General features: G+C 71.6%; 27 protein-coding genes. 11 read left to right on the top strand and 16 right to left on the bottom strand.

What is annotated here, in order from left to right:
- Positions 1-44: 44 nt before the first annotated feature.
- The gene (locus ACIRJR_RS13250) at positions 45-395 is read left to right on the top strand and encodes a 5-carboxymethyl-2-hydroxymuconate Delta-isomerase (RefSeq protein ID WP_403778390.1); all 351 of its coding nucleotides are present in this window, start codon (positions 45-47) and stop codon (positions 393-395) included.
- On the opposite strand, the gene ACIRJR_RS13255 is transcribed toward ACIRJR_RS13250, so the two are convergent.
- Both ACIRJR_RS13255 and ACIRJR_RS13260 read right to left on the bottom strand, forming a co-directional pair.
- Positions 380-1,114 (bottom strand): TetR/AcrR family transcriptional regulator, encoded by a 735-nt coding sequence (locus tag ACIRJR_RS13255; protein WP_403778393.1) that lies wholly within the window; start codon positions 1,112-1,114, stop codon positions 380-382. The genes ACIRJR_RS13250 and ACIRJR_RS13255 overlap by 16 nt on opposite strands.
- 84 nt (positions 1,115-1,198) lie before the next feature.
- Complete coding sequence (locus tag ACIRJR_RS13260) at positions 1,199-3,124, bottom strand: hypothetical protein (RefSeq protein ID WP_403778395.1); 1,926 nt, start codon at positions 3,122-3,124, stop codon at positions 1,199-1,201.
- Between the two features lie 107 nt (positions 3,125-3,231).
- Between ACIRJR_RS13260 and ACIRJR_RS13265 the strand changes: the two genes are divergently transcribed.
- Entirely contained in the window at positions 3,232-3,726 is a 495-nt protein-coding gene (locus ACIRJR_RS13265) for a hypothetical protein (protein ID WP_403778398.1), read from the top strand.
- A 44-nt stretch (positions 3,727-3,770) separates the two neighbouring features.
- Here ACIRJR_RS13265 and ACIRJR_RS13270 read toward each other — a convergent pair whose 3' ends face one another.
- Both ACIRJR_RS13270 and ACIRJR_RS13275 read right to left on the bottom strand, forming a co-directional pair.
- Positions 3,771-5,345, bottom strand: coding sequence for a DUF1996 domain-containing protein (locus tag ACIRJR_RS13270; protein WP_403778401.1), 1,575 nt, complete (start codon positions 5,343-5,345; stop codon positions 3,771-3,773).
- A gap of 111 nt (positions 5,346-5,456) precedes the next feature.
- Positions 5,457-6,002: a carboxymuconolactone decarboxylase family protein gene (locus tag ACIRJR_RS13275; protein ID WP_403778404.1), complete on the bottom strand. Its 546-nt coding sequence runs from the start codon at positions 6,000-6,002 to the stop codon at positions 5,457-5,459.
- Between the two features lie 70 nt (positions 6,003-6,072).
- Between ACIRJR_RS13275 and ACIRJR_RS13280 the strand changes: the two genes are divergently transcribed.
- Entirely contained in the window at positions 6,073-6,555 is a 483-nt protein-coding gene (locus ACIRJR_RS13280) for a MarR family winged helix-turn-helix transcriptional regulator (RefSeq protein ID WP_403778407.1), read from the top strand.
- 45 nt (positions 6,556-6,600) lie between these two features.
- Here the strand turns inward: ACIRJR_RS13280 and ACIRJR_RS13285 are convergent, their stop codons facing one another.
- From ACIRJR_RS13285 to glnII, 5 genes are all read right to left on the bottom strand, one after another.
- A complete protein-coding gene (locus ACIRJR_RS13285; RefSeq protein WP_403778410.1) occupies positions 6,601-7,248 on the bottom strand; it encodes a LuxR C-terminal-related transcriptional regulator in 648 nt (215 codons plus the stop codon).
- The gene (locus ACIRJR_RS13290; protein ID WP_403778413.1) at positions 7,233-8,498 is read right to left on the bottom strand and encodes a sensor domain-containing protein; all 1,266 of its coding nucleotides are present in this window, start codon (positions 8,496-8,498) and stop codon (positions 7,233-7,235) included. Before ACIRJR_RS13290 ends, ACIRJR_RS13285 begins: the two co-directional genes overlap by 16 nt.
- A gap of 178 nt (positions 8,499-8,676) precedes the next feature.
- Positions 8,677-9,306, bottom strand: coding sequence for a winged helix-turn-helix domain-containing protein (locus ACIRJR_RS13295; protein ID WP_403778416.1), 630 nt, complete (start codon positions 9,304-9,306; stop codon positions 8,677-8,679).
- A gap of 80 nt (positions 9,307-9,386) precedes the next feature.
- Positions 9,387-9,569: a hypothetical protein gene (locus ACIRJR_RS13300; protein WP_403778419.1), complete on the bottom strand. Its 183-nt coding sequence runs from the start codon at positions 9,567-9,569 to the stop codon at positions 9,387-9,389.
- Positions 9,570-9,699: 130 nt separating this feature from the next.
- Positions 9,700-10,734 (bottom strand): glutamine synthetase, encoded by a 1,035-nt coding sequence (glnII, locus tag ACIRJR_RS13305; RefSeq protein ID WP_403778422.1) that lies wholly within the window; start codon positions 10,732-10,734, stop codon positions 9,700-9,702.
- Between the two features lie 204 nt (positions 10,735-10,938).
- Between glnII and ACIRJR_RS13310 the strand changes: the two genes are divergently transcribed.
- Positions 10,939-11,862: a Gfo/Idh/MocA family protein gene (locus tag ACIRJR_RS13310; protein ID WP_403778425.1), complete on the top strand. Its 924-nt coding sequence runs from the start codon at positions 10,939-10,941 to the stop codon at positions 11,860-11,862.
- Positions 11,863-11,951: 89 nt separating this feature from the next.
- Positions 11,952-12,203, top strand: coding sequence for a hypothetical protein (locus tag ACIRJR_RS13315; protein WP_403778428.1), 252 nt, complete (start codon positions 11,952-11,954; stop codon positions 12,201-12,203).
- An 82-nt stretch (positions 12,204-12,285) separates the two neighbouring features.
- Here the strand turns inward: ACIRJR_RS13315 and ACIRJR_RS13320 are convergent, their stop codons facing one another.
- Complete coding sequence (locus tag ACIRJR_RS13320; protein WP_403778430.1) at positions 12,286-12,645, bottom strand: ArsC/Spx/MgsR family protein; 360 nt, start codon at positions 12,643-12,645, stop codon at positions 12,286-12,288.
- 120 nt (positions 12,646-12,765) lie between these two features.
- Between ACIRJR_RS13320 and ACIRJR_RS13325 the strand changes: the two genes are divergently transcribed.
- The 4 genes from ACIRJR_RS13325 (at position 12,766) to ACIRJR_RS13340 (ending at position 16,898) form a co-directional block, all read left to right on the top strand.
- Positions 12,766-13,050 carry a hypothetical protein gene (locus tag ACIRJR_RS13325; RefSeq protein ID WP_403778433.1) on the top strand — a complete coding sequence of 95 codons (285 nt, stop codon included), beginning with the start codon at positions 12,766-12,768 and terminating at the stop codon, positions 13,048-13,050.
- A 206-nt stretch (positions 13,051-13,256) separates the two neighbouring features.
- A complete protein-coding gene (locus ACIRJR_RS13330; protein WP_403778436.1) occupies positions 13,257-14,126 on the top strand; it encodes an arpA protein in 870 nt (289 codons plus the stop codon).
- A 52-nt stretch (positions 14,127-14,178) separates the two neighbouring features.
- Positions 14,179-14,985 (top strand): class I SAM-dependent methyltransferase, encoded by an 807-nt coding sequence (locus tag ACIRJR_RS13335; RefSeq protein WP_403778439.1) that lies wholly within the window; start codon positions 14,179-14,181, stop codon positions 14,983-14,985.
- Between the two features lie 89 nt (positions 14,986-15,074).
- Positions 15,075-16,898: a choline/carnitine O-acyltransferase gene (locus ACIRJR_RS13340; RefSeq protein WP_403778441.1), complete on the top strand. Its 1,824-nt coding sequence runs from the start codon at positions 15,075-15,077 to the stop codon at positions 16,896-16,898.
- Positions 16,899-17,005: 107 nt separating this feature from the next.
- Here the strand turns inward: ACIRJR_RS13340 and ACIRJR_RS13345 are convergent, their stop codons facing one another.
- Both ACIRJR_RS13345 and glnA read right to left on the bottom strand, forming a co-directional pair.
- Positions 17,006-17,776 (bottom strand): alpha/beta hydrolase family protein, encoded by a 771-nt coding sequence (locus ACIRJR_RS13345; protein ID WP_403778444.1) that lies wholly within the window; start codon positions 17,774-17,776, stop codon positions 17,006-17,008.
- 356 nt (positions 17,777-18,132) lie between these two features.
- Positions 18,133-19,542, bottom strand: coding sequence for a type I glutamate--ammonia ligase (gene glnA, locus ACIRJR_RS13350; protein ID WP_104784933.1), 1,410 nt, complete (start codon positions 19,540-19,542; stop codon positions 18,133-18,135).
- 222 nt (positions 19,543-19,764) lie between these two features.
- Between glnA and ACIRJR_RS13355 the strand changes: the two genes are divergently transcribed.
- Positions 19,765-20,232: an RDD family protein gene (locus ACIRJR_RS13355; RefSeq protein ID WP_403778447.1), complete on the top strand. Its 468-nt coding sequence runs from the start codon at positions 19,765-19,767 to the stop codon at positions 20,230-20,232.
- Positions 20,233-20,345: 113 nt separating this feature from the next.
- Here the strand turns inward: ACIRJR_RS13355 and ACIRJR_RS13360 are convergent, their stop codons facing one another.
- The 4 genes from ACIRJR_RS13360 to lipB all read right to left on the bottom strand — a co-directional run bounded on the left by ACIRJR_RS13360 (position 20,346) and on the right by lipB (position 23,456).
- Positions 20,346-21,053, bottom strand: a complete 708-nt coding sequence (locus tag ACIRJR_RS13360) for a DUF4191 domain-containing protein (protein WP_403778450.1) — start codon at positions 21,051-21,053, stop codon at positions 20,346-20,348.
- A 30-nt stretch (positions 21,054-21,083) separates the two neighbouring features.
- The gene (locus tag ACIRJR_RS13365) at positions 21,084-21,284 is read right to left on the bottom strand and encodes a hypothetical protein (protein ID WP_104784928.1); all 201 of its coding nucleotides are present in this window, start codon (positions 21,282-21,284) and stop codon (positions 21,084-21,086) included.
- 269 nt (positions 21,285-21,553) lie between these two features.
- Entirely contained in the window at positions 21,554-22,522 is a 969-nt protein-coding gene (lipA, locus tag ACIRJR_RS13370) for a lipoyl synthase (RefSeq protein WP_403778453.1), read from the bottom strand.
- A 130-nt stretch (positions 22,523-22,652) separates the two neighbouring features.
- Positions 22,653-23,456 (bottom strand): lipoyl(octanoyl) transferase LipB, encoded by an 804-nt coding sequence (gene lipB, locus ACIRJR_RS13375; protein ID WP_403778456.1) that lies wholly within the window; start codon positions 23,454-23,456, stop codon positions 22,653-22,655.
- A gap of 315 nt (positions 23,457-23,771) precedes the next feature.
- On the opposite strand from lipB, the gene ACIRJR_RS13380 reads away from it, so the two are divergent.
- On the top strand, positions 23,772-25,400 hold the full coding sequence (locus tag ACIRJR_RS13380) for a regulator (protein ID WP_403778459.1): 1,629 nt from the start codon (positions 23,772-23,774) through the stop codon (positions 25,398-25,400).
- The last annotated feature ends 2 nt before the right edge of the window (positions 25,401-25,402 follow it).

Genomic DNA, 25,402 nt, shown 5'->3' on the forward strand with positions numbered 1-25,402 from the left:
GTACACGTATGCGTACAGCACCGACCCGCAACCAGGAGCGTTTGATGCCGCAGATCACCGTCGACTACTCCGCCGAGCTCGACGACAGCTTCGACCGCCGCGGCTTCGCGCTGGCCCTGCACCCGCTCGTCGCCGAGACGGTGTCCACCAAGGTCCCCGCCTGCAAGACCCGCTTCCAGCGGGCCGAGGACTCCGTCGTCGGTGACGCCGCGACCGGCGACTCCATCGTGAACGTCTCGATCGCGATGCTGCCCGGCCGTACACCCGAGATCAAGGCGCAGCTCACGGAAGCCGTGCTGGAGCTGCTGGCCGGGCACCTGAAGCCCGTCGACGGCCTCGCCGTCCATGTGTCGGCCGAGGTCCGGGACCTGGACGCGTCCTACCGCAAGAACTGAGGCAGGCGCTGAGGCGGGACGGCCGGTGCGGCGGGTGCCAGGACGGAGAGCCTGGCGAGCAGGTCGCCGAACGGGCCGTCCGCCGGCTCCTGCGCGAAGACGCGCAGCATGATGCCCGCCATCTCCTGGTCGTACGCGGCGCTCACCGACGCGAGCGCCGCGAAGTCGTGCACCAGCTGCAACTCCAGCTCGGCGCGCGGGATGCGCTTCCCGTCCAGCCAGAGCAGGGCCGTCGACTCAGCCAGCGACACCCAGGACCGCACGACGAGCTCCAGCCGGGCGGGCGGGGACGGGACGCCGAGATGCGCGACGATCTGGTCGTACGCGGTCCTCCGCACCCCGTCGACCAGGGCGTTGGCCGTGGACGAACCGCCCACCGGGCCACCTCGTACCAGTGCGGCGAAGCCCGGACCGTGCTCCTCGACGAAGTCGAAGAACCGGTGCATCACCCGGATCAGCCGGGCACCCAGAGGGCCTTCGTGCGCCTCCAGGAAGCGGGCGGACAGGTCGTCGGCGGCCCGCTTCAGCGCCGCCTCGTAAAGGCTCCGCTTCCCCGGGAAGTAGTGATAGACGAGCGGGCGCGAGATACCGGCCGCCGTCGCGATCTCGTCGATCGACACCTCGTCCGGCGAGCGGTGGCTGAACAACTCCAGCGCGACACCGATCAACTGGGCCCTGCGCTCGTCGACGCCCATCCTGCGCCGCACCCCGGTCGTCATGCCGAACAGCCTATCCGGGTGTGGAACGCGTCCCTCCGCCGCACCTGTACGGGACCGCCGGCCCAGGGGGCACCGGCGCCGGTCTCAGCGGAGGGAGCCAGCCCGGCTGCCGTCCGCCAGCAGCCCGTCGAGCCTGGGCCGGTCACCCTTTCTGGTCGGCAGGGCCAGCAGCCGCCCGTCCGCCCGCCCCCGCACCCCGCCCGTCGCGGTCAGGGACGTGAACTGCCGTGAGCCCGCCGCCAGTACGTACCACCGCCCGCCGTCCGACTTCCACAGCACGCCCGCCAGTACCCGGGGCCTGCGTATCCCGCAGTCCGGCGAGTCCTCCGCGCGGGCGGCGACCGCTCCCGGCGCACCGGTCCCCCCCGACCGCTCCGGCGGCGCCTGGAACTGCGCCAGGACCCTGCTCCCCGAACCCCGCCAGGTGTCGGCCCTGGTGCAGAACCACAGCGCGTCGCCCTCGCCCTCCGGCAGCCGCTGCCTCGCGTACGGCCACGAGTTCACCGACCGCACGCCGTTGGACCGCACCGCCGGCAGAAGACAGGCGGTGCGCGCCCAGCTCTCCCGCTCCGCACGGCCGGCGACATCGTGGGGAGCGGACGGCGTGCCGGAGGTGAGGTGCACGGGAGTGAGCTCACCGAGATCCGTCATCAGCCGTGCCGCGGCGTCGTCCCGCACCTCCAGGGCCTGCCAGGAACGGCAGTCCGCCCGGCCCCCCGCCGCCGTCTCCGGCCCCGCCAGCGGGGCCGTCACGCCGTGGCGGTCACGGGGCAGCGGCCGGGCCGCGGAGTGCGGTGCGAGCAGGTCCCGTACGCCGGTCTCCCGCACCCAGGGCGCGGTCAGATAGCGGATCCGGCCGGCCCGGCGCTCGACCACCAGCGCGCCGGCCGCCACCGCGTCCGCACCGTCGACCCGGGCGAAGTCCAGCGCGGCGCCCCGGGACGGATCGGCGTTGCGCGGCTCGGCGTAGCGCACGACGCGCAGGCCGTCGTGGAGCAGGACCACCGCGGCCTCGCCGACCTCGCCCGCGTACAGCAGCTGGGGCGGCCCCATCGGCGGGCCGTCCGGGGTGCCGGGCGTCACCGAGGAGGCGACCGCCGGGCCGGGCCTGGCCCACGCGGCGAGGGCGCGGCCCAGCAGACGGGTGTCCCCGGCCCGGTCGCCGCGCGTCGGCCAGACCGTGAAGTCCCGGCGCTCCGAGCCCCGCCAGAGCCCCTCGGGCACCCGGTGCAGCGAGGCCGGGTCCAGGGCCTGCTGCGCCGTCCGGTGGCGTGCGTAGAGAGGTGCGGAGGCCGCACGCGGACCGCCCAGGCCGTCCCCCGGCATCATCAGCAGCGTCCCGCAGACCAGCAGGGCGCCCACGCCGGCCAGGACCGTACGCGTGCGCCGCCGTCGGCGGACCGGGTCGGGCGGCCTGACCTGCAGGGAGCACGGGTCGAACTCCGGTGAGGCCAGCAGGGTGTGGGGCGCCGTGAGGACGCCGGCCTCCAGCAGCGCGGCCCTGGGATCGGCGACGCCCGCCGCGCCGAGGACCCGGCAGACCTCGGCGTCGTCGAGCCCTTCCAGCCCCCGCAGCACGTGGGCGGCCCGGCAGGGCCCCGACACCGAGGCCAGGGCCTGCTCCAGAGCCAGCTCGTCGGCGCCGCAGGAGTGCGGGAACAGCCGCAGCCCCCACACCTGGGGCACCACAGGCGGGAACTGCGCGCGCCGGGGCCGGGCGAACCGGAGCAGCGGCAGCCCCGCCTCCAGCGCGGCCCGCACCACCCGGAGCCGTACGTACGCGTAGGCGCCCCCCGGGTCAGGGCCCTCCCCGCCGGCGAGAGCCCGCTGGGTCAGCCAGTGGGCCGACAGGACTCGCCGGTTGCGGCCGAGCGAGGGCGCCAGCACGAGATACGCGATGCGCACCAGGCGCGCGTAGTGCTCGGCCGCCGCGGCCTCGGCCCGCTCCCCGGCCGGCTGCTCCTCGTACGGGCGGCCGGCGGACGGCGGTACTGCGCGCAGTGGGGGCATGTTCAGCTGAACGAGCGAATGGTGCGATGGTCACTCCGGCGCGTGCGCTCCGGGGCGGGTTGTGCGGTTTCCCCGCGCGAGCCGGGAGCACCGGGCACGATGGCCGCATGGTGGAACGGCTTGAGTGGCGACGAGGACGGGCCCGCCGGGCATCAGCGGCCGTGCTGGCGGGGTCCGCCCTGCTCACCATGTGCGGCGTGCTCACCGCATGCGGTGGGGGAGCGGACGGCGACGACCAGCCCGCCGACCCGCCGGCCGCGAGCGGCACGCTGGAGCAGATCGCGTCGAAGGCCCGCTGCGAGCCGAATCTGCAGACCGATGCCGAGGAGATCCGCCAGGCCAACTGCGCCACCGACGAAGGGCGTTGGATCCTGGCCACCTTCGCCACCGACCGCGGCCAGCGGGAGTGGCTCAACGAGGCCAACGACTACGGCGGCTCGTACCTGGTGGGCCGGAAGTGGGTCGCCGCCGGTGACGCGGACGTGGTCGCGGCACTGCGCGGCCGGCTCGGGGGGACGGTGGAGACCGGCTCGTCGCACCACTCGGGAGGCAGTGGTGGTGGGGGGGACGAGACAGGGCACTCCGGTCACCACGGGAGCTGACCGCGCAGGTATGGGGGGCGGGTGTCACCGCGGGGGCTGCCGCGTCAGCGGCACTTGCGGCCGCCGTTGATGCAGCTCACCACCTTCCTCATCAGCTTGTCGTCGAAGACGTTGATGAAGTCGCCGTGATCGGTGCCGGGCTTGTGCAGCTGCTCCGGGAAGGAGTCGACGGCGAATCCGGGGCCCGGCGGGACGTCGTACACGATGCGCTGGACCAGCTGCGGGACGGCCCGGAAGCCGGCCGGGCAACGCCCGTCGTCCTGGGCGAAGGCCACATGGGTCCGGTGGTTCGCGCTGTCGGTGTTCTGCCCGTCCCAGCAGCTCTGGAAGGCGAAGGACCGCACCACCTGGCTGCCTTCGGGGCAGATCGGGTACTTGTCCGCGAGCTGCCTGTCCTCGAATCCGGTGCAGCTCCAGGACGCGTTGGCGTTGGCGTCACCGTTGGTGAAGGACTTCGCGTCGCCGGTGATGATCCGCAGGAAGCGCGGCATCGCGGTGACCTTCCCGGCGGGGGAGCCGACGAACCGCAGCGTGACCTGGGAGGGGGTCTGGATCTCCCCGGTGTTCTGGTCCTTGCCGCCGCCGTCCGCTGCCACGTCGTTCTCGTCCTGCCCGTTCTGCAGGCGCAGCACGGGCCAGTAGTACGTCGACCTGTCGCCCTGGTTGCGGCAGGTCGACTCGCCGCCTGCCAGGTCGTCGTCACTGGAGAAGGCGTCGGTCGCCTGATTGCCGACGTAGTCGTGCATGTGGTGGGCGCCGTTGCTCACTCCGGGAGCGGCGATGACGTTGTCCGGGTTGAACTTCCCGTTCTCGTTGCGTCCGCAGTCGGTGGTGAAGGTGCCGCGGGAGGCGCCCCGGCGGTTGCGGGGCCGGTCGGTATCGGGCTGGACGGTCCGGATGTCGACGAAGTCGGAGGCCTCGGGGCCGTTGCCCTGCTGACCCGGCTCGTCCCCCTGACCCGGCTCGTCCCCCTGACCCGGCTCGTCCCCCTGACCCGGCTCGTCCCCCTGGCCCTGGCCGCCGTCCTGGCCGTCGCCCTCTCCCTCGCCGCCGTCCTGGCCGCCCTCGTCCTGGCCGGGGTCCGCGCTCCCGGCGGGATCCTGGCCGCCGCCACCCCCGTATCCGCCGCCCTGTCCGTCCTCGTCGTCGGCGCGCAGGCTGCACCCCGCGAGTCCCTCCAAGCCCTGCGGCCGGTCACCCGCGGCCCGTTCGACGGCGATCCCGATCCGGTCGAGACTGGCCGACCGCTTGCTCCGCAGCGGGCCGAGCACCGAGTTCTCGGCGAGTGACGGATCCCGGGCGATGCGCTCCCTGCGGTCGGCGAACTGCCGGTACGCGTCGGTGATCTGCGTGTCCATGGCGGCCAGTTCACGGTCGACCTCCGGCCGCGCCGGGTCCGGTACGTCGGGAAGGGCGATTCCCGCGTCGGGGCAGTCGATGGTCGACATCTGGCGAGCCGCGACCCGGTCCTGCCCGGGAACCGGTCCGGACCTGCCTTCCCCGGCACTCGCGTAGACGTTGACGGCGACCAGCCCACCTCCTCCCAGAATCAGCGCGGCCGCGGCGGCGATCGCCCGGTTGGCCGTGGTCGAACGTTTCCTGCGCGATGTGCGTCCCATGAAACTCCTCCGCTTCGAGTCCGCTTCGAGTGCTCCGAGTCGGAAGCGTGACGTCCCATACGGACCGGGAGACCCGCCCGTTCAGACGGCGGCGGAATCCGTGGAGGCGGACTACGCCGCGACGGTGCCCACCGGAGCGCCCGTCATCCGGTTGGCCAGCGTCGAGACGGTGTAGGCGCCGATGCCGAGAACGACCTCCAGGGCGTTGCGCGCGGTGTAGCCCAGAGTGGCGAAGTCCCGGAGGGAGTCACTCCCGACCGCGCCTGACGCCTCCAGCACCGCGAGCGTGAACCGGCGTACCCCTTCGAGCCGTTCGTCCGGCAGGGGCTGCTCTCCGGGGGTCCGCAGCGCGGTGATCAGCTCCGGTGCGGCGCCCAGCGAGACCAGCCTCCCCGCGTGCATCTCGACGCAGACGTGGCATGCGTTGCGGGTGGCCATCGTCATGATCACGACCTCGCGGGACAGTGGGTCGAGGGTGCTCGACTCGAAGGCGGCGCTCGCCGCGAGGAAGCCGTTGAGCGTCTCCGGCGACGTGGCCAGCCGTGCCACGGCGGACGGCACACGGCCGCCCTGCTTCGCGGCCATGGCCTCCATGGTGCGGCGGGCGGCGGGCGGCGCGGAGTCGAGGGTGTGATCGGGGAAGTACGGAATGGGCATAGCGGATCTCCTCGCGGTAAACTCGACAACATGATTGTCGAAAAGGTAAACCAGGTTGTCGAGTTGCGCAATGAGTGAGGAGCGGGACGGTGGGGGAGAGGCGGGCTTCGAGCTGCCACTGCTGCTGTTCGCCGGCTTCCGGTCGATCATCGACGCCCTGCACCACGACCTGGTCGCCCAGGGCCACCAGGAGATGCGCCCCGCCTACGGGTTCGCGCTCCAGGCGGTCGGGCGGGAGGGGGCGAGCGCCAGCGAGATCGGCCGGCGGCTGGGAGTCTCCAAGCAGGCGGCGGGCAAGACGGTCGACAAGCTGGAGAGCCTCGGTTACGTGGAACGGACCGACGACCCCGCCGACGGCCGGCGCAAGCTGGTCGGACTCACCGCACGCGGCGTCGACGTGCTGGTCAGATCGGCCGAGGGCTTCGACCGCCTCCGCGCCGAGTGGGTCGCGGTGCTCGGCGCGGAGCGGGTCCGGGCCCTGGAGGCGGACCTGCGGCGGATGGCGCCCGCGAGTGCCTACCGGCTGGACGCGGAGGGGTGGTTCACGGGCTGAGCACCGGGGGCCGGGCGGTCGTCCCCGCCGCCACGGCCGTCCCGGTCAGCCGTGGTCGAGGTAGGCGAGGACCGCGAGTACGCGCCGGTTGTCGTCGTCCGACACCGGCAGGCCGAGCTTGCTGAAGATGTTGGAGGTGTGCTTGGCCACCGCCCGCTCCGTGACCACCATCTGCGAGGCGATCGCCACGTTCGAACGGCCCTGTGCCATCAGCCCCATGACCTCACGCTCCCGCGGTGTCAGGCCGCCCATCGGCCCGTCCGCCGAGCGTCGGGACAGCAGCTGCGAGATGACCTGAGGGTCCATCGCCGTACCGCCCGCGGCGACCCGGCGTACCGCGTCGATGAACTGGTCGGCGTCGAACACCCGGTCCTTCAGCAGATAGCCGATGCCGCCGTTGCCGTCGGCCAGCAACTCACGCGCGTACAACTGCTCCACGTGCTGGGACAGGACGAGCACCGGCAGTCCCGGCCTTCGCCGCCGGGCCTCCAGCGCGCACTGCAGGCCCTCGTCCGTGTGGGACGGCGGGAGCCGGACGTCGACGACGGCGACGTCCGGCTCCAGCTCGGCCAGGGCCCTGGCCAGTTCGGGTCCCGTCTCCACGGCTGCCGCGATCTCGAAGTCATAGGCCTCGAGCATGCGCACGAGGCCGTCGCGGAGCAGGAAGAGATCTTCGGCTAGGACAACGCGCAAGGGATCTCCATGGTCACCATGGTGGGGCCGCCCGCTGGGCTGCTGACGGCCAGTACGCCGTCGAATGTACCCAGTCGGCGTTCGATTCCGCTCAGTCCCGAGCCCGTTCCGACGGTCGCACCGCCCCTCCCGTTGTCGGTGACGGAGATCCGCAGCATTCCGCCGGAGTGGTGCACGTCCACCCATATGCGGTCGGCCTCCGCGTGCTTCACCGCGTTCGTCAGGGTCTCGCTGACGGCGAAGTACGCCGCCGACTCGACCGGTGCGCCGGCCCGGCCGGGGAGCTCCACCGTGACCTCGGAGGCGAGCGGCATCCGCAGGGCCAGCGCCCGCACCGCGTCGCCGAGACCGCGCTCGGCGAGGACCGGCGGGTGGATGCCCCGTACGAGGTCGCGCAGCTCGGTGAGGGCCTCGGCGGAAGACGTGCGGGCCATCGCCAGCAGCTTCTTCGCCTGAGCCGGATCCTTCTCGATCAGCGCCTCGATGGTGCCGAGGTTCATCCCCATGGCGACCAGCCGGGCTTGAGCCCCGTCGTGCAGGTCCCGCTCGATGCGCCGCAGTTCGGACGCCGCCGTGTCCACCGCCTCGTGCCGGGTCTCGGTGAGCCGGTCGATGCGCTGCGCGAGCTCCCCGGGGGCGGGCGCCAGCGCGGACCGGGCGAGCACGAAGTGGGTCCGCAGCAGGGGCTCGGCCGCCCACAGGCCGACGTGGAAGACCGCGATGCCGAGCGCCGCCGCTGCCAGCCCCGTCATCTGGCTGTCGACCGGCACGAATCCGTACCAGTACCTGTCGTCCTCGAAAACCCGCCACAGCCCTGCCGCGAGGACGAGCCCCTCCACCGGGAAGACCAGCAGGGCGAAGGCGAGGACCAGCAGCACGTAGCCCGCCGTCATGTCGATCAGCAGCCACCGCAGGTCCCGCCAGGTCGCCGGGTCCTTCAGCAGCAGCGTGGTCCGCTCCACCTGTCCCGTGAAGCCGGTGCGCAGGTCCTCGGGGAACGGGCGGTAGGGCACCGGGATGCGGATGTCCGACCAGGTCGCCGCGAGCAGCCGGCGCCGGTTGGCGTGCTTGCGCACCGCCTCCATGAGCGGCGGCGTGGTGACCAGTCCGACGCCCAGCAGGATGAAGGCGAGGGAGAGCACCGACAGGACGAAGAGGGTGGCGGAGCCCACGATGCTCACGAAGGACAGGCCGAACGCCCGCCGGCCGGTCAGCAGCGCGGTCCGTACCCGGCTCTTTGCCGCATCCATGATGGTGTCTCCCCTCGCCGGGCCCACATCGGATCCCGTTCGGCACCCAGTCTCGCCCGACGGCGGGGGGTGCCGTCAGCCGTTCCACCACCCGACGGGGGGTGTACCTGGCACCACCCTGGAAACGGCGCGAGGCCCCGGGCCGGAACCCGGGGCCTCCCGTACGAGCGGTGCGCGGTCAGGGCGCGTACTTGTAGCCGACACGCCGCACGGTCTGGATCGACCGGCGGTGCTCCGCACCCAGCTTGCGGCGCAGCCGGGCGACATGGACGTCGACGGTACGGCCGTCGCCCACATGCCCGTAACCCCAGACCGTCGTCACCAGCTGATCCCGGGTGTGCACCCGGTGCGGGTGCGCCACCAGGTGGGCCAGCAGCTCGAATTCGAGATACGTGAGGTCGAGAGCGGCGCCGTCCACGGAGGCCGTGCGCCGTGTGGAGTCGATCTGCACCGGCCCGCCCGCCGGGGCGGCCCCGGCCTCCGGCACCGGCGCGAACTCCCGGTGCCGGGCGGAGGCCACGGCACCGGCCAGGGCCGGCTGCTGATCGGCCGGGACGAGCACCAGGTAGCCGACCATCGGCGGCCGGCCCGGAAGGGCCGGCAGCGTGTGCTGGGGCGCGGGCAGCCAGGTGGCACCCGCCGGCAGGAAGCCGGCCACGTCGGGGAGTTCGACGACCTCGTCACGGTCGACGGCGCGCAGCCGGTGGCGGTTGGGGGACAGGGTGTTGCGGGCGGTGGTGGCCGCAGCGGACACCGCGCCTGCCGGGGTGGCGGCGGACGCGGTGGAGAGGGTACGGGTGTCAGCCATGAGGAGTCAGCTCTTTCGCGCGAGGAGTCGTCGAGGACGTACGTCGTGCGCGCGGGCCGAAGGCCGGGGGTGAGGCGGCTTTAGAGGGCCTGCGCGTTCCACGCGCGGCAACACACCCGGTCGAAGTCATGGTGCTGACGGGAGGGCCAGAACGGCTCGAGGTCGCTGCGACCCGACGCGGTGTGCTGGAAGCTGGCCATGACCCCATTGAAGCAGACATCGCCCTTGCGCAGCAGGGTCCTCTCACCCGTCGATACGGACAACCGTGTCAGGTTCTCGCGCCCCGTTCCTCACGAGTCCCTTCCACGCCGTCCGTTCACCGGCCGTCCCGGCTCGGGTACGGCGAAGGGGCGCCCGTCGGACGGGCGCCCCTTCGTCACGTACGCGTGCGGATCAGACCTGGTCGGCCTTCTCCAGCGCGGTGCAGCAGGTGTCGACGATCAGCCGCGTGACGACGTACGGGTCGACGTTGGCGTTCGGGCGACGGTCCTCGATGTAGCCCTTCTGGTCCTGCTCGACCTGCCACGGGATGCGCACCGAGGCGCCGCGGTTGGAGACGCCGTAGCTGTACTCGTTCCACGGGGCGGTCTCGTGCAGACCCGTCAGACGGTCGTCGATGCCCGCGCCGTAGTTCTTGACGTGGTCCATCGGCTTCGAGCCCTCACCCAGCGACTCGGCCGCCGTGATGATCGCCTCGTAGCCCTCGCGCATCGCCTTGGTGGAGAAGTTGGTGTGCGCGCCCGCGCCGTTCCAGTCGCCCTTGACCGGCTTCGGGTCGAGGGTGGCGGAGACGTTGAAGTCCTCGGCGGTGCGGTACAGCAGCCAGCGCGCGACCCACAGGTGGTCCGAGACGTCCAGCGGGGAGACCGGTCCGACCTGGAACTCCCACTGGCCGGGCATGACCTCGGCGTTGATGCCGGAGATCGCGAGGCCGGCCTTCAGGCAGTTGTCGAGGTGCTTCTCGACGATGTCGCGGCCGAAGATCTCGTCCGAGCCCACACCGCAGTAGTAGCCGCCCTGCGCGGCGGGGAAGCCGCCCTCGGGGAAGCCGAGCGGACGGTGACCGTCGAAGAAGGTGTACTCCTGCTCGATGCCGAAGATCGGCTCCTGGCCCGCGAACCGCTCGGCGACCGGACGCAGCTCGGCGCGGGTGTTGGACTCGTGCGGAGTCATGTCGATGTTGAAGACCTCGCACAGGACGAGGATGTCGTCCCCGCCGCGGATCGGGTCCGGGCACGCGAAGACCGGCTTCAGGACGCGGTCGGAGGCGTGGCCCTCGGCCTGGTTGGTGCTCGAACCGTCGAAGCCCCAGATGGGAAGGTCCGCCACGCCCTGCGAGGGGCTGCCGGCCATGATCTTCGTCTTCGAGCGAAGCTTGGCGGTCGGCTCGGTGCCGTCGATCCAGATGTACTCAGCCTTGAACGTCACGGACGCCATCCTTTGCGGGTGCTGCGGTCTATGGTGCGCAGCTTCGCAAAGCGCGATTTCCCGACCGTTGCCCGAATGTGAACCCGGTGTTACCGACGTTTCCCCAGGGTGTCGGACGGCAGGTCCCCGCCGCCCCGCGCCGTCTCACCCTGCGGCGCACTGGATACGGTCCGGGCGGGCGGCCGGTGAGGGCAGACTGGCCGCATGACGACACACGCAGCCTCCGCCGGTCCGCTCCGGATCGGCCTCGTCGGGGCCGGCCCCTGGGCGCGCATGACCCATGCCCCCGCTCTCGCCGCGCACCCCGGCGCCGTACTGAGCGGCGTCTGGGGCCGCCGTCCCGAGGCGGCGGAGGCGCTGGCCGCCGCCCACGGCACCGAGGCGTACACGGGCGGAGCGGGCATCGACGCCCTGCTGGCCGCCAGCGACGCGGTGGCGTTCGCCGTGCCCCCGGACGTCCAGGCGCCCCTGGCCGTCCGGGCCGCCGACGCCGGATGCCATCTCCTGCTGGACAAGCCGGTCGCCACCACGGTCGCGGGCGCCCGCGCGGTCGCCGACGCCGCCGAGCGCGCCCAGGTCGCCTCCGTGGTCTTCTGCACGCTGCGGTTCGCCGAGGGCACGGCAGGGTGGATCGACGAACAGGGCGCGAAGGGCGGCTGGTTCACGGCGCGCGCCCAGTGGATCGGTGCGCTGTTCGCACCGGGCACGGACAACGAGTTCGCGGCCTCGCCCTGGCGCCGCGAGAAGGGCGCCCTGTGGGACGTTGGGCCGCACGCGCTCTCGGTCCTGATCCCGGTCCTCGGCGAGGTCACGGAGGTGGTCGCGGCCCGCGGCCCGGCCGACGCCACGCATCTGCTGCTGCGCCACACCTCCGGAGCGTCGAGCACGGTGACGCTCGCGCTGGACGCACCGCCGGGCGCCGCGGGCACGGAGGTCGAATTCCGGGGCGAGCAGGGGGTGTCGGGCCTGCCCGAGGGAGGCGGCGAGGCGATCACCGCGTTGCGGGCGGCCGTGGACGCGCTCACCGACGCGGCACGTACGGGGGTGCCGCACCCCTGCGACGTACGGTTCGGGCTGCGCCTCACCGAGGTCCTCGCCGAGGCGGAGGCACAGCTGGTGCGTGCCTGAAACGGCGACGCCTCGCCCCCCGGGCTGTCCACGGGTGACGCGGGGTGGGAGCATCGCCTGAGAGCGAACCGGCGAACCAGGGGTACAGCGTGCTCTCGCAGCGATACGACACCTACGACTTCTCGGGACTGCCGGACGGCACGGCACTCGTCCTGGGCATCCTCAGCATCCTGATGATGGTCGTCCTCTTCGGCGGGCTCCTCTGGATCGGCCCCCGGCGGAAGAAGGACCCCGAGGCCCGGGAGCGAGCCGCCGCCGGCAAGGCGAGCCGCAACCGCCAGGCCCGTCTCCGCAAGCGGCGCACGGCGCTCCAGAAGAAGGCGGCGCGGCGCGCCCCCTGAAGCGCTGTGCGATGCACCCTGAAGCGCCGTGCGATGCACCCCCTGAGTGCAGGGCGGCAGGAGCTCCGAGCGAGCGCGCCCCTCAGCGGCCGAGTGCGTCCCGCACCGCCGCGTCCGTCCGCGCCACCACCGCCGAGCCGTCCTGCGCGGTGATGATCGGGCGCTGGATCAGCTTCGGGTGCTCGGACAGTGCCGTGATCCACCGCTCGCGCGCACCGGCGTCCCGCGCCCACTCCTTGATCCCCAGCTCCACGGCCTCCGCCTCCTGGGTCCGGGTGATGTCCCACGGCTCCAGCCCGAGACGGCCCAGCACCGCCCGGATCTCCTCGGGCGACGGCACGTCCTCCAGATAGCGGCGGACCGTGTAGTCCGCCCCCTCCGCGTCGAGCAGACTCAGCGCGCCGCGGCACTTGGAACAGGCGGGATTGATCCAGATCTCCATGGGGTCAAAGGTACGGGAGGGATCCTCGAAAAGGCCTCTGGCCAGGGGAGATTGTCAGTGGGAGGCAGTAAAATGGAGGGAGTTCGTGAGGGTTCCACCACCGTGCTCAGGAGGTTGCCGATGGCCGTTGCCACAGTCACGACCCGTACCGCCGGAACCGAACCGTTCACCCCGCCGGCGAGGAAGAAGCGGCTCCCCGCGGGCCGCCCCCGCGAGTGGTACGTCTCCCACAACCGCCGGCTCAAGGCCATGCGCCTGACCATCGCCCTGCTCGACACCGGTGTGTACCAGCCGTCGAGCGCGTCCAACGACCGCATCCGCGCGGCGGCCGACCGCCTCGCCATGCACCCGCCGTCCGACACCACCTGCCGCATGGTCCGCGCCCTGATCCGCTACGGCCGCTGATCCGGCCCGCCCGTGTCTCCGGATCTCCGGGGACACGGGCCCTGGCATGTCCGCCGCGTGCGGGCCCGCACCCGTGCTCGAACGGCGGCCGCCCCTGCCCGCGCCGCCCGGAAGTGCGACGTGTCACAGACAACACAGCGGGGCTGTGGGAACTTCAACTCTGTTACCCGTCAGTTGAGTTACGACGTGCGCGTGGAAAGGGCCGAATGAGCACTCTGCAAGCCATCACGCTCGACCAGGTGGTCGACACGGACCGCTACCCCCTGTCGGACCCCGAAGGCACCGAGATCCGAGCCGTGGTGGCACGGGCGAGGCGCGAACTCGCCGAGGACGGCTGCACCGTACTGCCGGACTTCGTCCGGCCCTCGCTCCACGGCGTACTGCGACAGGAGTGCGCCGCCCTCGCCCCGCAGGCGTACTTCGACGTCGAGACGGTCAACGTCTACAACATCGACGTGGACGCGGACCTGCCCGAGGACCACCCCGGCCGGCGCACCTTCGAACGCGGCAACGCGTTCGTCGCCCGCGACCGCATCCCCGGGGACTCCCTGATCAGCAGGCTCTACGTCCACGAGGCGTTCCAGCGGTTCGTCGCCGACTGCTTCGCCCTGCCCCGCCTGTACGAGCTCGCCGACCCGCTCTCCGGGCTGGTTCTCAACGTAGTACGGCCGGGCATGGAGCACCCGTGGCACTTCGACACCAACGAGTACACGGTCAGCATGCTGACCCAGGAGGCGCAGGAGGGCGGCTCCTTCGAGTACTGCCCGAACATCAGGTCGGCCGAGGACGAGCGCTTCGACGACGTACGGGACGTCCTGGACGGCCGCGCCGCCCGGCCGCCCGAGCGCCTTCCCCTGAGGCCGGGCGACCTCCAGCTGTTCAAGGGCCGCTACTCGCTGCACCGCGTCAGCCCCGTCCGGGGCGGACGCGCACGCCACAGCGCGATCTTCGCCTACAGCGAGCGCCCCGGCGTCATCGGGAGCGTGGCCCGCACCCGGCAGCTCTTCGGCCGCGTACTGCCCGGGCACCTCGCCGCGGAAGGCCGTGCCGTGCGGGGCGACCAACTGCTGGACTAGTCACCGGTGAACGGTTCCAGGCACCCCACGCGCCCCACCGAGGAGAAGCACCTTGCGTCTCGACGCGTCCGGAAAAGTCTCGCTGGACCACATCTACACCGCACCCGACCCCCGCACCTACTTCCAGGAGCTGCGCCCGCTCGGCTACTGCGTCCCCCAGCTGGCCAAGCCCTACTTCGACAAGCTCATCAAGGAGTACCGGGAGACGGAGCAGGTGGCCGTGCCCCGCGTCCTGGACATCGGCTGCTCGTACGGGATCAACGCCGCCCTGCTCAAGTACGACGCCACCATGGACGAGCTCTACGCGCGCTACGACGGCAGCGGCCCGGTGTCCCGCGCCGAACTCCTGGAACGCGACCGGGCCCTCGCCCGCTCCCGCAGACCCGCGCACGGTCTCCGCTTCACCGGTCTGGACGCCTCCACCAGCGCCCTGGCCTACGCGCACGAAGCCGGCTTCCTCGACGACACCGTCCACGCGGACCTCGAGGCGAACGACCCCACCCCCGGGCAGCGGGACCTGCTCGGGGGGACGGACCTGGTGATCTCGACGGGCTGCATCGGCTACGTCACCGAGCGCACCCTCACCCGTGTCGTACGGGCGCAGGACGGCCGTCTCCCCTGGATGGCGCACTTCGTGCTGCGGATGTTCCCCTTCGGCCCCGTCGAGGACGCCCTGGCGGAGCTCGGCTACCGGACCGTCCGGGTCGACGAGGTCTTCAAGCAGCGGCGGTTCGCCGGCCCGGAGGAAGAGCGTGGCGTCCTGGACAGCATGGCCGCCGCCGGAGTGGACGCGAGCGGGCTGGAGGACGAGGGCTGGCTCTACGCTCAGCTCTACCTCTCCAGACCCAGGCACCGCTAGGGCATCCCGTTCGGATCACGCCGGGCCCGCCCGGCACCGCACCTCGCGGACCCTGGCCCCCGTTCCGCCCACACACCCCACTCAACGAGATGAGAGCCGCATTGAACGTCAGTCAGGAAGCCGCAGTGGACGCGGTCTTCACCCGTGAAGGCACCCTTCCGCGCGTGCCGCTGCCCACACTGGAGGCGAGCTGCGAGAGGTTCCTCGCCTGGTGCGCCCCACTGCTGACCGCGAAGGAGCGCGCGGAGACCGAGGCCGAGGTCACCGCCTTCCTGAGGCCCGGCGGCCCCGGCCGGACCCTGCACGCGGCACTGGAGGAGTACGACGCCACGGAGGGCGTGCACAGCTGGCTCGACACCTTCTGGCCGTACCGCTACCTGGGCCGCCGCGACCGGATCGCGCTCAACGCCAACTTCTTCTTCCTGTTCCAGGACACCGGCCAGGGGCAGCTCGACCGGGCGGCCGGGCTCGTCGCGGGTGCGCTGCACTACAAGCGGCAGCTCGACGAGGGCCTGATCGCTCCGGCGGAACAGCGCGGCGTACCCCAGTCGATGGTGCAGAACTCGTACCTCTTCTCCACGACCCGCGTCCCCGGCGTGCCGCTGGACACCGTGCGCGCCCCGTACAGCGAGCGGGAGCCCGGACCGTCCACGGCCCGGCACATCGTGGTGTTCTTCCGGGGCACCATGTTCCGGCTGGACGTGCTCGGGCCCGACGGCGTCCCGCACACCCTCGACGAGATCGAGGCCGGTCTGCGTGCCGTCACCAAGGCCGACGTGCACACCGCCGAGGAGGACCGGGCCGGCCACCTCACCACCATGGCCCGGGCGGAATGGGCGGCCACCCGGTCCGCCCTCGTCGCCGGCCGCCCCGGCAACGCCCGGACGCTGGAAGACATCGAGACCGCGCTGTTCTGCGTCTGCCTGGAGGACTTCGCGCCGGACGGCACCCAGGCCGCCTGCGACGAACTGCTGCACGGAGACCGAGGCAACCGCTGGTTCGACAAGGCCGTCTCCTTCGTCGTCTACGCCGACGGCCGGGCCGGCATCAACGTCGAGCACTGCGAGCTGGACGGGACGACCGTCCTGGGTTTCACCGACGCGCTGCTCGGCACCTCGCCGGACGAACACTCCCGCCGGTCGGGGGCCCGTGCCCAGGGCGAGCCGGTCCCGCACCCACTCACCTTCGAACTGGACGCGTCCCTGCGTTCGCAGGTGCGCTCCGCGGCGGAGGCGTTCGCGGCGTACGGCAGCGCCACCGCCACCCGCACCGTGTCGTTCGGCGACTTCGGGAGCACGGCCGCCAAGGCGCTCAAGGTGTCCCCGGACGCCTTCGTCCAGGTCGCCTACCAGCTCGCCCACCAGCGGGCCAAGGGCCACCTGGGAGCGACGTACGAGTCCATCGCCACCCGGCAGTTCCGCCACGGCCGCACCGAGGCGATGCGCGTCGTCACCCCCGAGATGCCGGCCTTCGTCGCCGCGATGGACGACCCGGCGGCCGGCCGTGACACCCGCCGCGCCGCGTTCCGGGCCGCCGCCGCGGCCCACGTCGCACGGGCGAGGGAATGCCAGGCGGGGGAGGCCCCCGAGCAGCACCTGTGGGAACTGGAGCTCATCCAGCGCCGCCGCGGCGAGGAGCTCGGCGTGGACGAACAGCCCTCGCTCTACCGCTCCCCGGGCTGGACCGTCATGCGCGACGACTACCTGAGCACGAGCTCGGCGCCGTCGGAGAACATCCAGTACTTCGGCTTCGGCTCCACGAGCAGCCGCTGCATCGGAGTCGCCTACGTCCTGCTGCCGGACCGCTTCAACCTCTACCTCAGCACCCCGCGCACGGTCGCCGACCAGATGCACGCCTTCGCGGACCACCTGCGCGAGGCGGTCGCCGAACTGCGCGAACTGCTCGCGGACTGACCGGATCTGCCGGCGGGGAGGGGACGACGTACCGCCCCTCCCCGCCGGTGTCTCCGGCGTGCACACGGACCCTGGCCGGACGAGTTCTCGGTCGTCCGGGAGGCCGCCTATCGGGGCCGTGGTTCGTCGAGGTACTGGTCGGCCCAGGCGCTGATGATGTGAGCGGCCCGCTGCGCCTGCCCTCGCGCGGTCAACAGATGGTCCGCGCCTTCGAGCGAGATGAAGCTTCGCGGGTGCCGTGCCTCCTGGAAGATCTCCGCGGCATTGGAGATGTCGACGGTGGAGTCGGTGGGCGAATGCGCCACGAGGAGCGGAAGGTCCACCTCGCCGATCCGGTCGCGCAGGTGAGCCCGGCGCACGTCCTCGACGAAGGCGCGCTTGAGTACCAGAGTCCTCCCGCCGACGAACCACTCGTGCGCCCCGTCACTGAGGACGCGATCCAGGACCGAGTCGTACTGCCGCTCGACGTGACTGGGATCGACGGGTGCCGCGATCGTGGCCAGCGCGCGGAGGCCGACGATCTCGCGCGCGGCGGCGATCGCGGCCGCGCCTCCCCACGAGTGCCCCACCAGCAGATCCACCGGCGTCCCCCGCTCCGCCATGAAGGCCGCGGCACGGACGGTGTCCTGCACCTTGACGGTGAAGGAACCGTCCCCCCAGTCGCCCTCGGAGTCCCCGATCCCGAGATTGTCGAAGCGCAGCATGCCGATTCCCTCGCGTGCCAGCTGCTTGCTGACGCGCGAGGCGGCCGGTGAGTCCTTGCCCAGGGTGAATCCGTGCGCGATGAGCCCCCAGCCTCGGATCTCGCCCTCCGGCAGGTCGATCACCCCGGCCAGCTCCGGGCCGACGACGCTCGGGAATCTCACTTTTTCGCTCATGTGGGGTGCTCACCTAGGCAGGTATTGATCGTGGGGCAGGGAGACGAGAGGGAGACTAGTCGGTGTCGGCGCGGTACCGACAGAACAGTGGGCCGCCTCCCCGATCCGGGGGACGACCCACTGTCCGTGCTGACGCGGCGCCGGGCTCCACCGACCCCGCGATTCACACGTCGAAGCGGTGCACAGAGAGTGAGGCCGCCACTCGGCGGGAGTGGCGGCCTCACTGTTGCTGACGCTACGTCAGAGGGTCGGGCGGTGCACGGGAGCCGGCAGGAACGGCGAGCACTGTCGAGCGGTGTTCCGCGGGTCAGCGCATGCGTTCAGGGCTTTTCGTCCAAGGCACCCGGACCTGATCTCTAGAGGTCGAAGTACAGCTCGAACTCGTGCGGGTGCGGGCGCAGCTGGATCGGGGCGATCTCGTGGGTGCGCTTGTAGTCGATCCACGTCTCGATCAGGTCGGGCGTGAAGACGCCGCCGGCCTGGAGGTACTCGTGGTCGGCCTCGAGGGCGTCGAGGACCGCCGGGAGCGAGGTCGGGACCTGCTGGACGCCCGCGTGCTCCTCGGGGGCCAGCTCGTAGAGGTCCTTGTCGATCGGCTCCGGGGGCTCGATCTTGTTCTTGACGCCGTCCAGACCGGCCATCAGGAGGGCCGAGAACGCCAGGTACGGGTTCGAGGACGGGTCCGGGGCGCGGAACTCGACGCGCTTGGCCTTCGGGTTGGAGCCCGTGATCGGGATGCGCATCGCGGCGGAACGGTTCCGCTGCGAGTACACCATGTTGACCGGGGCCTCGAAGCCGGGGACCAGGCGGTGGTAGGAGTTCACCGTCGGGTTGGTGAACGCCAGCAGCGACGGGGCGTGCTTCAGGATGCCGCCGATGTAGTAGCGCGCCATGTCCGAGAGGCCCGCGTAGCCCTGCTCGTCGTAGAACAGCGGGGAGCCGCCGGACCACAGGGACTGGTGGACGTGCATGCCCGAGCCGTTGTCACCGAAGATCGGCTTCGGCATGAAGGTCGCGGTCTTGCCGTTGCGCCAGGCGACGTTCTTCACGATGTACTTGAAGAGCATCAGGTCGTCGGCCGCGGCGAGCAGCGTGTTGAACTTGTAGTTGATCTCGGCCTGGCCGGCGGTGCCGACCTCGTGGTGCTGACGCTCGACCTGGAGGCCGTTCTTGTCCAGCTCCATGGAGATCTCGGCGCGCAGGTCGGCGAAGTGGTCGACCGGAGGGGTCGGGAAGTAGCCGCCCTTGTAGCGGACCTTGTAACCACGGTTGTTCTCGACCGCACCGGTGTTCCAGGCGCCTGCCTCGGAGTCGATGTGGTAGAAGCTCTCGTTCGCCGACGTCTGGAAGCGGACGTTGTCGAAGACGTAGAACTCGGCCTCCGGGCCGAAGTACGCGGTGTCGGCGATACCGGTCGAGGCGAGGTAGGCCTCGGCCTTCTTGGCCACGTTCCGCGGGTCACGGCTGTACTGCTCGCCGGTGATCGGGTCGTGGATGAAGAAGTTGACGTTCACCGTCTTGTCGCGGCGGAAGGGGTCCACACGGGCCGTGGACAGGTCCGCGCGGAGCGCCATGTCCGACTCGTGGATCGCCTGGAAGCCGCGGATCGACGAGCCGTCGAAAGCCAGTTCCTCGGCCGGGTCGAAGGACGCCGCGGGGATCGTGAAGTGCTGCATCACACCCGGCAGGTCGCAGAACCGGACGTCGACGAACTTGACGTCGTTGTCGGCGATGTACTTCTGGACTTCGTCGGCGTTCTGGAACATCCAACTCCTCCTACTCCCGACCCGGGAAAGGGCGGGGTTGCAGCTCGTCTGTGTGGCCAGTGCGGTGGCACACGCTGGACCCGACCTTAGGTAAACGGGATTTCTCCGGCGTGACCCATTTGTTTCGCACAAGTTAACCAGCCCGGTTGCGGGCCGGACCTCAGCGACGTGTTCCGTGCCCCGCCCGGCCGGGTGCAAACGTGGGCGCAGTACCGTGGACGGGTGGACAACAGGCAAGCAATCGGATCGTGGCTCTCGGGGCCGCGCGCGGCGGCCGAGGAGATGGGCGCCGACTTCGGTTACCGGGGCGAGCGCCTCGGTCTGCCCCAGGAAGGCCCGGGGTCGATCGCCCCGCTCGGCCGACGCTTCGGGGCCCTCTTCATCGACTGGGTCGTGTGCATGGTGATCGCATACGGGCTGCTCGCAGGCGGTGACCAGCAGGCGGCGGGCAACTGGGCGCTCGGCGTCTTCCTCGTCATGAGCCTGCTGACGGTCGGAACCGTGGGTTCCACCCCGGGCAAGCGGATCCTGGGGCTGCGGGTCATCGCCGAGGACGGTGGACGGCTCGGCGTCGTCCGGGTCGTCCTGAGGAGCGTGCTGCTCCTCCTGGTGATCCCGGCCATCGTCTGGGACCGCGACAGCCGCGGCCTCCACGACCGGCTGGCCCGCGCCGTCCAGGTCCGCGTCTGAGGCCGTCCGACCGGCGGACGGATCCGGACGGGACCCGGGGACCAGGGAACGGTGAGCACAGCGAAGAGCGGCCCCGGACGTCGTCCGGGGCCGCTCTTCTCGTACGTGCTCGGTCAGCGCATCTTTCCGCCGCGCGGCATCCGCATGCCCTTAGGCATCGGGCCCTTGGGCAGCGGCATGTTGCTCATCAGGTCGCCCATCGCCCGGAGCCGGTCGTTGGCGGTGGTCACCTGCGGGCCGGTCAGGACCCGCGGAAGCTTCAGCATCGTGGTGCGCACCTTCTTCAACGGCACCTGGCCCTCGCCGTCGCCGACGATGATGTCGTGCACCGGCACGTCGATGACGATGCGCGCCATCCGCTTCTTCTCGGCCGCCAGGAGGCTCTTCACCCGGTTCGGGTTGCCCTCGGCCACCAGCACGATGCCGGCCTTGCCGACCGCGCGGTGGACGACGTCCTGGCTGCGGTTCATCGCGACGGCCGGGGTCGTGGTCCATCCGCGGCCCACCCGGTCCAGCACGGCCGCGGCAGCACCCGGCTGCCCCTCCATCTGACCGAAGGCCGCGCGCTCGGCACGCCGTCCGAAGATGATCGCCATTGCGAGGAGAGCCAGTACGAAGCCCAGGATGCCCGCGTAGATCGGGTGACCGATCAGGAAACCGATCGCGAGGAGGACACCGAAGGTGACGATTCCCACACCCGCGACGACAAGACCCACCTTGGGGTCCGACCGCCTGGTCATCTTGTAGGTCAGGGCGATCTGCTTGAGCCGCCCCGCGTTCTCGGCGCTGTCCGCGCCTTCAGTGTTTGCCTTCCTCGCCATGTACAGAAGTTTACGTGGCCCGGAGGTGACCTAGGAACGGTGGTCGGCCACAGCCTTCAGCACATGCTCCGCCTCGACCCGGTCCTGGGCCCTGCGGCGGTCTTCGAGGACCGCCGTCCAGGCGTTCCGGCGGGCGGTGCGCTGGCCGCCGCTCATCAGCAGCGACTCGACCGCGCGGAGCGCGGTGGCGACGGTCGGGATGGCGTTGGCTCGTACCGGTGCTGCGTGCATCGTGGGTGTTCCCCTTCGGAACGGATGCGCGCGCCCGGCGCGCACTGGGTAGCGGGCAGCAATGACGACGGGGGCTTCGGGAGCCGCCGCGTGTGTACCTAGGGTCACTGCTCGGTGTTACCAGTGCATGACCGGTCGGTCAAACACCAATGAAACTCTGATTTCGGCGCCGCGCACGCCGACGCGGCCCATACGGGCTCCCCACCTGCGGGGGCGTACGGGCCGCGTCGTCGCGGCTATTACTGTTCAGTAATTCCTTGTGCGCCGATTCACACGGCCGACGGGGCCCCGGCGGTCGCTCCGCGGCGCTCCATCGCCTGCTGGAAGAGACGCCCCGCGCGGTACGAGGAACGCACCAGCGGTCCCGACATGACGCCGGAGTAACCGATCGCGTCGGCCTCGTCCTTCAGCTCCACGAACTCGTGCGGCTTCACCCAGCGCTCGACGGGGTGGTGCCGTGCGGACGGCCGGAGGTACTGCGTGATCGTGATGAGCTCGCAACCCGCGTCGTGCAGGTCCTGGAGCGCCTCACTGACTTCCTCGCGGGTCTCGCCCATGCCGAGGATCAGGTTGGACTTCGTCACCAGGCCGGCTTCCCGGGCCCGCGTGATGACCTCGAGGGAGCGCTCGTAGCGGAAGCCGGGGCGGATGCGCTTGAAGATGCGCGGGACCGTCTCGACGTTGTGCGCGAGCACCTGGGGGCGTGAGGAGAAGACCTCGGCCAGCTGCTCGGGCTCCGCGTTGAAGTCGGGGATGAGCAGCTCGACCTTCGTGGCGCCGGCCTCGCGCTCCGCGGTCTGGGCGTGGATCTGGCGCACGGTCTCCGCGTACAGCCACGCGCCGCCGTCCTCCAGGTCGTCGCGTGCGACGCCGGTGATCGTGGCGTAGTTCAGGTCCATCGTCACGACGGACTCGCCCACGCGGCGGGGCTCGTCACGGTCCAGCGCCTGCGGCTTCCCCGTGTCGATCTGGCAGAAGTCGCAGCGCCGGGTGCACTGGTCGCCGCCGATGAGGAAGGTCGCCTCGCGGTCCTCCCAGCATTCGTAGATGTTCGGACAGCCGGCCTCCTGGCACACGGTGTGCAGGCCTTCGCCCTTCACGAGCGCCTGCATCTTCGTGTACTCGGGGCCCATCTTCGCCCGGGTTTTGATCCACTCGGGCTTGCGCTCGATGGGGGTCTGGCTGTTTCGGACCTCCAGGCGCAGCATCTTGCGCCCGTCGGGTGCGACACCGGACACTCCGGCACCCCTTTGCTTTCGCTGCATTGGATTCTTCGGCGAACACCAGGGTACGCCCGTGGTTAGAACGGTCTTACGTATGGCCAACCTGTGGCCGAGAGGCCCTATTCCGGCGGACCCGCCCGGCGCCTCAGGCGGAGGCCTGTGCGGCCTCGACGACACGGGGTGCGGGCTCCGCCTTCTCGAGGACGCCCCTCAGGTGCTTCTCCACGACGGGGAGGACCTCGGCGATCGTGATCTCGTGGCCCGCCTCGACGGAGAGCGACGTCACGCCGGCGTCCCGGATCCCGCAGGGGACGATCCGGTCGAACCAGGTGTTGTCCGGGTTCACGTTCAGGGCGAAGCCGTGCATGGTCACGCCCTTGGCGACCCGGATGCCGATCGCGGCCAGCTTGCGGTCCTCGCGGCGCTGGCCCGCGTTGGACGGCGCGTACTCGGGTCCGTTCAGCCGGGGGTCGAACTCCTCGTCGTGCAGCCGGGGGTCGAAGTCCAGGGACAGGCCCCCGAGCGCGGGACGGTCCTCGACCGGGTCGCCGAGTACCCAGACGCCGCTGCGGCCCTCGACCCGGCTGGTCTCCACGCCGAACTCCGCGGCCGTGAGGATCAGGGCGTCCTCCAGGCGGCGCACGTGGGCGACCACGTCCACCGGGCGGGGAAGCTTCAGGATCGGATAGCCGACGAGCTGCCCCGGACCGTGCCAGGTGATCTTCCCGCCGCGGTCGACGTCGACGACCGGGGTGCCGTCCAGCGGGCGTTCGCTCTCCGTGGTACGCCGCCCCGCCGTGTAGACGGGCGGGTGCTCGAGGAGCAGACAGGTGTCGGGGACGGTGTCCTCGAACCGGGCGGCGTGCACCTCGCGCTGCTTCTGCCAGGCCTCCTGGTACTCGACCCGTTCCTCGCCGAATCCCAGACGGACGAACCGCAGCTCACTCACTCGGGTGCCTCCCTACTAGCGGTGCCGGAGGGCCGGGGGGTATCCCCGGAGCCACGTCACCATGCACTGATGTGCGCCCCCAGCCACTGTACGACTGCTCCGGAGCACCGGGTCCGGCAGGTTGCGGGCAGGGAGGCCGCTGTCAGCGATCGGGCAAATCCTCACACGATCGGATGAACGTGGAGCGAAGGTCGTCGGCGCCACCGCCGGGGCGGTTAAATTCGCGCCGTTCCATAACGGGCTCGCCCGCTCCCCGTCGTGGGGGCCCGTGAGGGCTGCCCGCCCCGGAGCCGAAGGCAGGAGACCTAACAGCTGATGTCGGAACGACCTCCGCAGCGCACCCCGAACCGGCGGCTCGCTGCCCTCATCGCGGAGGCCGGGTTCTCCCATGCGGGCCTGGCCCGCCGGGTGGACCAGCTCGGCCTCGAACACGGGCTCGACCTGCGATACGACAAGACCTCGGTGACCCGCTGGCTGCGCGGTCAGCAGCCCCGTGGCACCACCCCCGCCCTGATCGCCGAGGTCTTCACCAGACGGCTGGGACGCCGGCTCTCCGCGCAGGACCTGGGCCTGGACGCCTGTGCGCCCGTCTACGCCGGTCTGGAGTTCGCGGCCACGCCCGCCGAGGCCGTGGACATCGTCAGCGGGCTGTGGCGCAAGGACTCGGGCAGCCACGCGGAACTCCGCAAGATCGCGTTCACCCCCGCCGGGCTGGTCGTCCCCAGCCGGGACTGGCTGATCGGACGGGCCGACGAATGGGTCGGGCGGGGGGACGTGCCGGACCGCGCGACCGGACCGGCCGGCCTGCCCGCGCCCCGTACGCCCGCCGAGGCCCACGGGGCGCGGGCTCCGCACGGGCACGGGCTCCACCAGGCCAACGGGGCCGGCACCCCGCAGGTGCCCGGTGCGGGCGGCCCGGCGCACGGGCCGGGTGACCACGGGACCCGGCCCGTCGGCACCCGTGGACCCGTCCCCTCCCGTCCGCCGGCTCCGCCGGCCCTGGGAGTCCCGCGCCAGCGGCAGACCGACCGCGGCACCGGCCAGCGGGTCGGCAGCGGTGACGTCGCCGCCCTGCGCTCGGTGGGAGAACTCTTCCGGACGCTGGACAACGCCTACGGCGGCGGGCACGCCAGGCAGGCCCTCGTCCGCTATCTGGAACACGAGGCCGAGCCCATGCTCCGGGGGAGCTACGGCGAGGCGACGGGGCGCCGGCTGTTCTCCGCCGCGGCCGATCTGACCCGGCTGGCCGGCTGGACCTCGTACGACATCACGGCGCACGGACTCGCCCAGCGCTACTTCGTCCAGGCGCTGCGGCTCGCCCAGGCCGCCGGGGACCGGGCGTACGGCGCGTTCGTCCTGATCACGATGAGCCGGCAGGCGGTGTACCTCGGGCACGGGAGAGAGGCCGTCCAGCTGGCGCGCGTCGCCCAGCAGGGCATCGGCTCCTCCGCGCCGCACGTCGTCATGGCCCTGCTGCACTCGGTCGAGGCGCGGGGACACGGCGTCCTCGGCGAGTCCAGGGCCTGTGTCGCCGCGCTCGTCCGGGCGGAGCGCGCCCTCGGGAGTTCCCGGCCCGGGGACGACGTGCCGCACTGGGCCCGCTACTTCGACGAGGCGCAGCTCGCCGACGAGTTCGGCCACTGCCACCGCGATCTGCAGCAGTACCGCGTGGCCGCCCAGCACGCCGAGCGGTCACTTCAGCTGCGCGCGCCGGCGTACGCCCGGAGCAGGCTGTTCTGCCGGGTGGTGCTCGCCTGCGCGCGACTCGGCCTCGGCGAGCTGGACCAGGCGTGCCTGCTGGGCGCCGAGGCGGCCCAGCAGGCGGCGGAGATGCGGTCCGTGCGCGCCACGGAGTACGTGCGGGACTTCGAACGCCGTCTGGAGCCTTACCGGGACGCCGTCGCCGTCCGCGGGTACCGCGAGCGCGTCGCCGCGCTGGGCTGACC

Origin of the sequence: Streptomyces sp. NPDC102402 (assembly GCF_044765765.1) — a bacterium.
Taxonomy (GTDB): domain Bacteria; phylum Actinomycetota; class Actinomycetes; order Streptomycetales; family Streptomycetaceae; genus Streptomyces.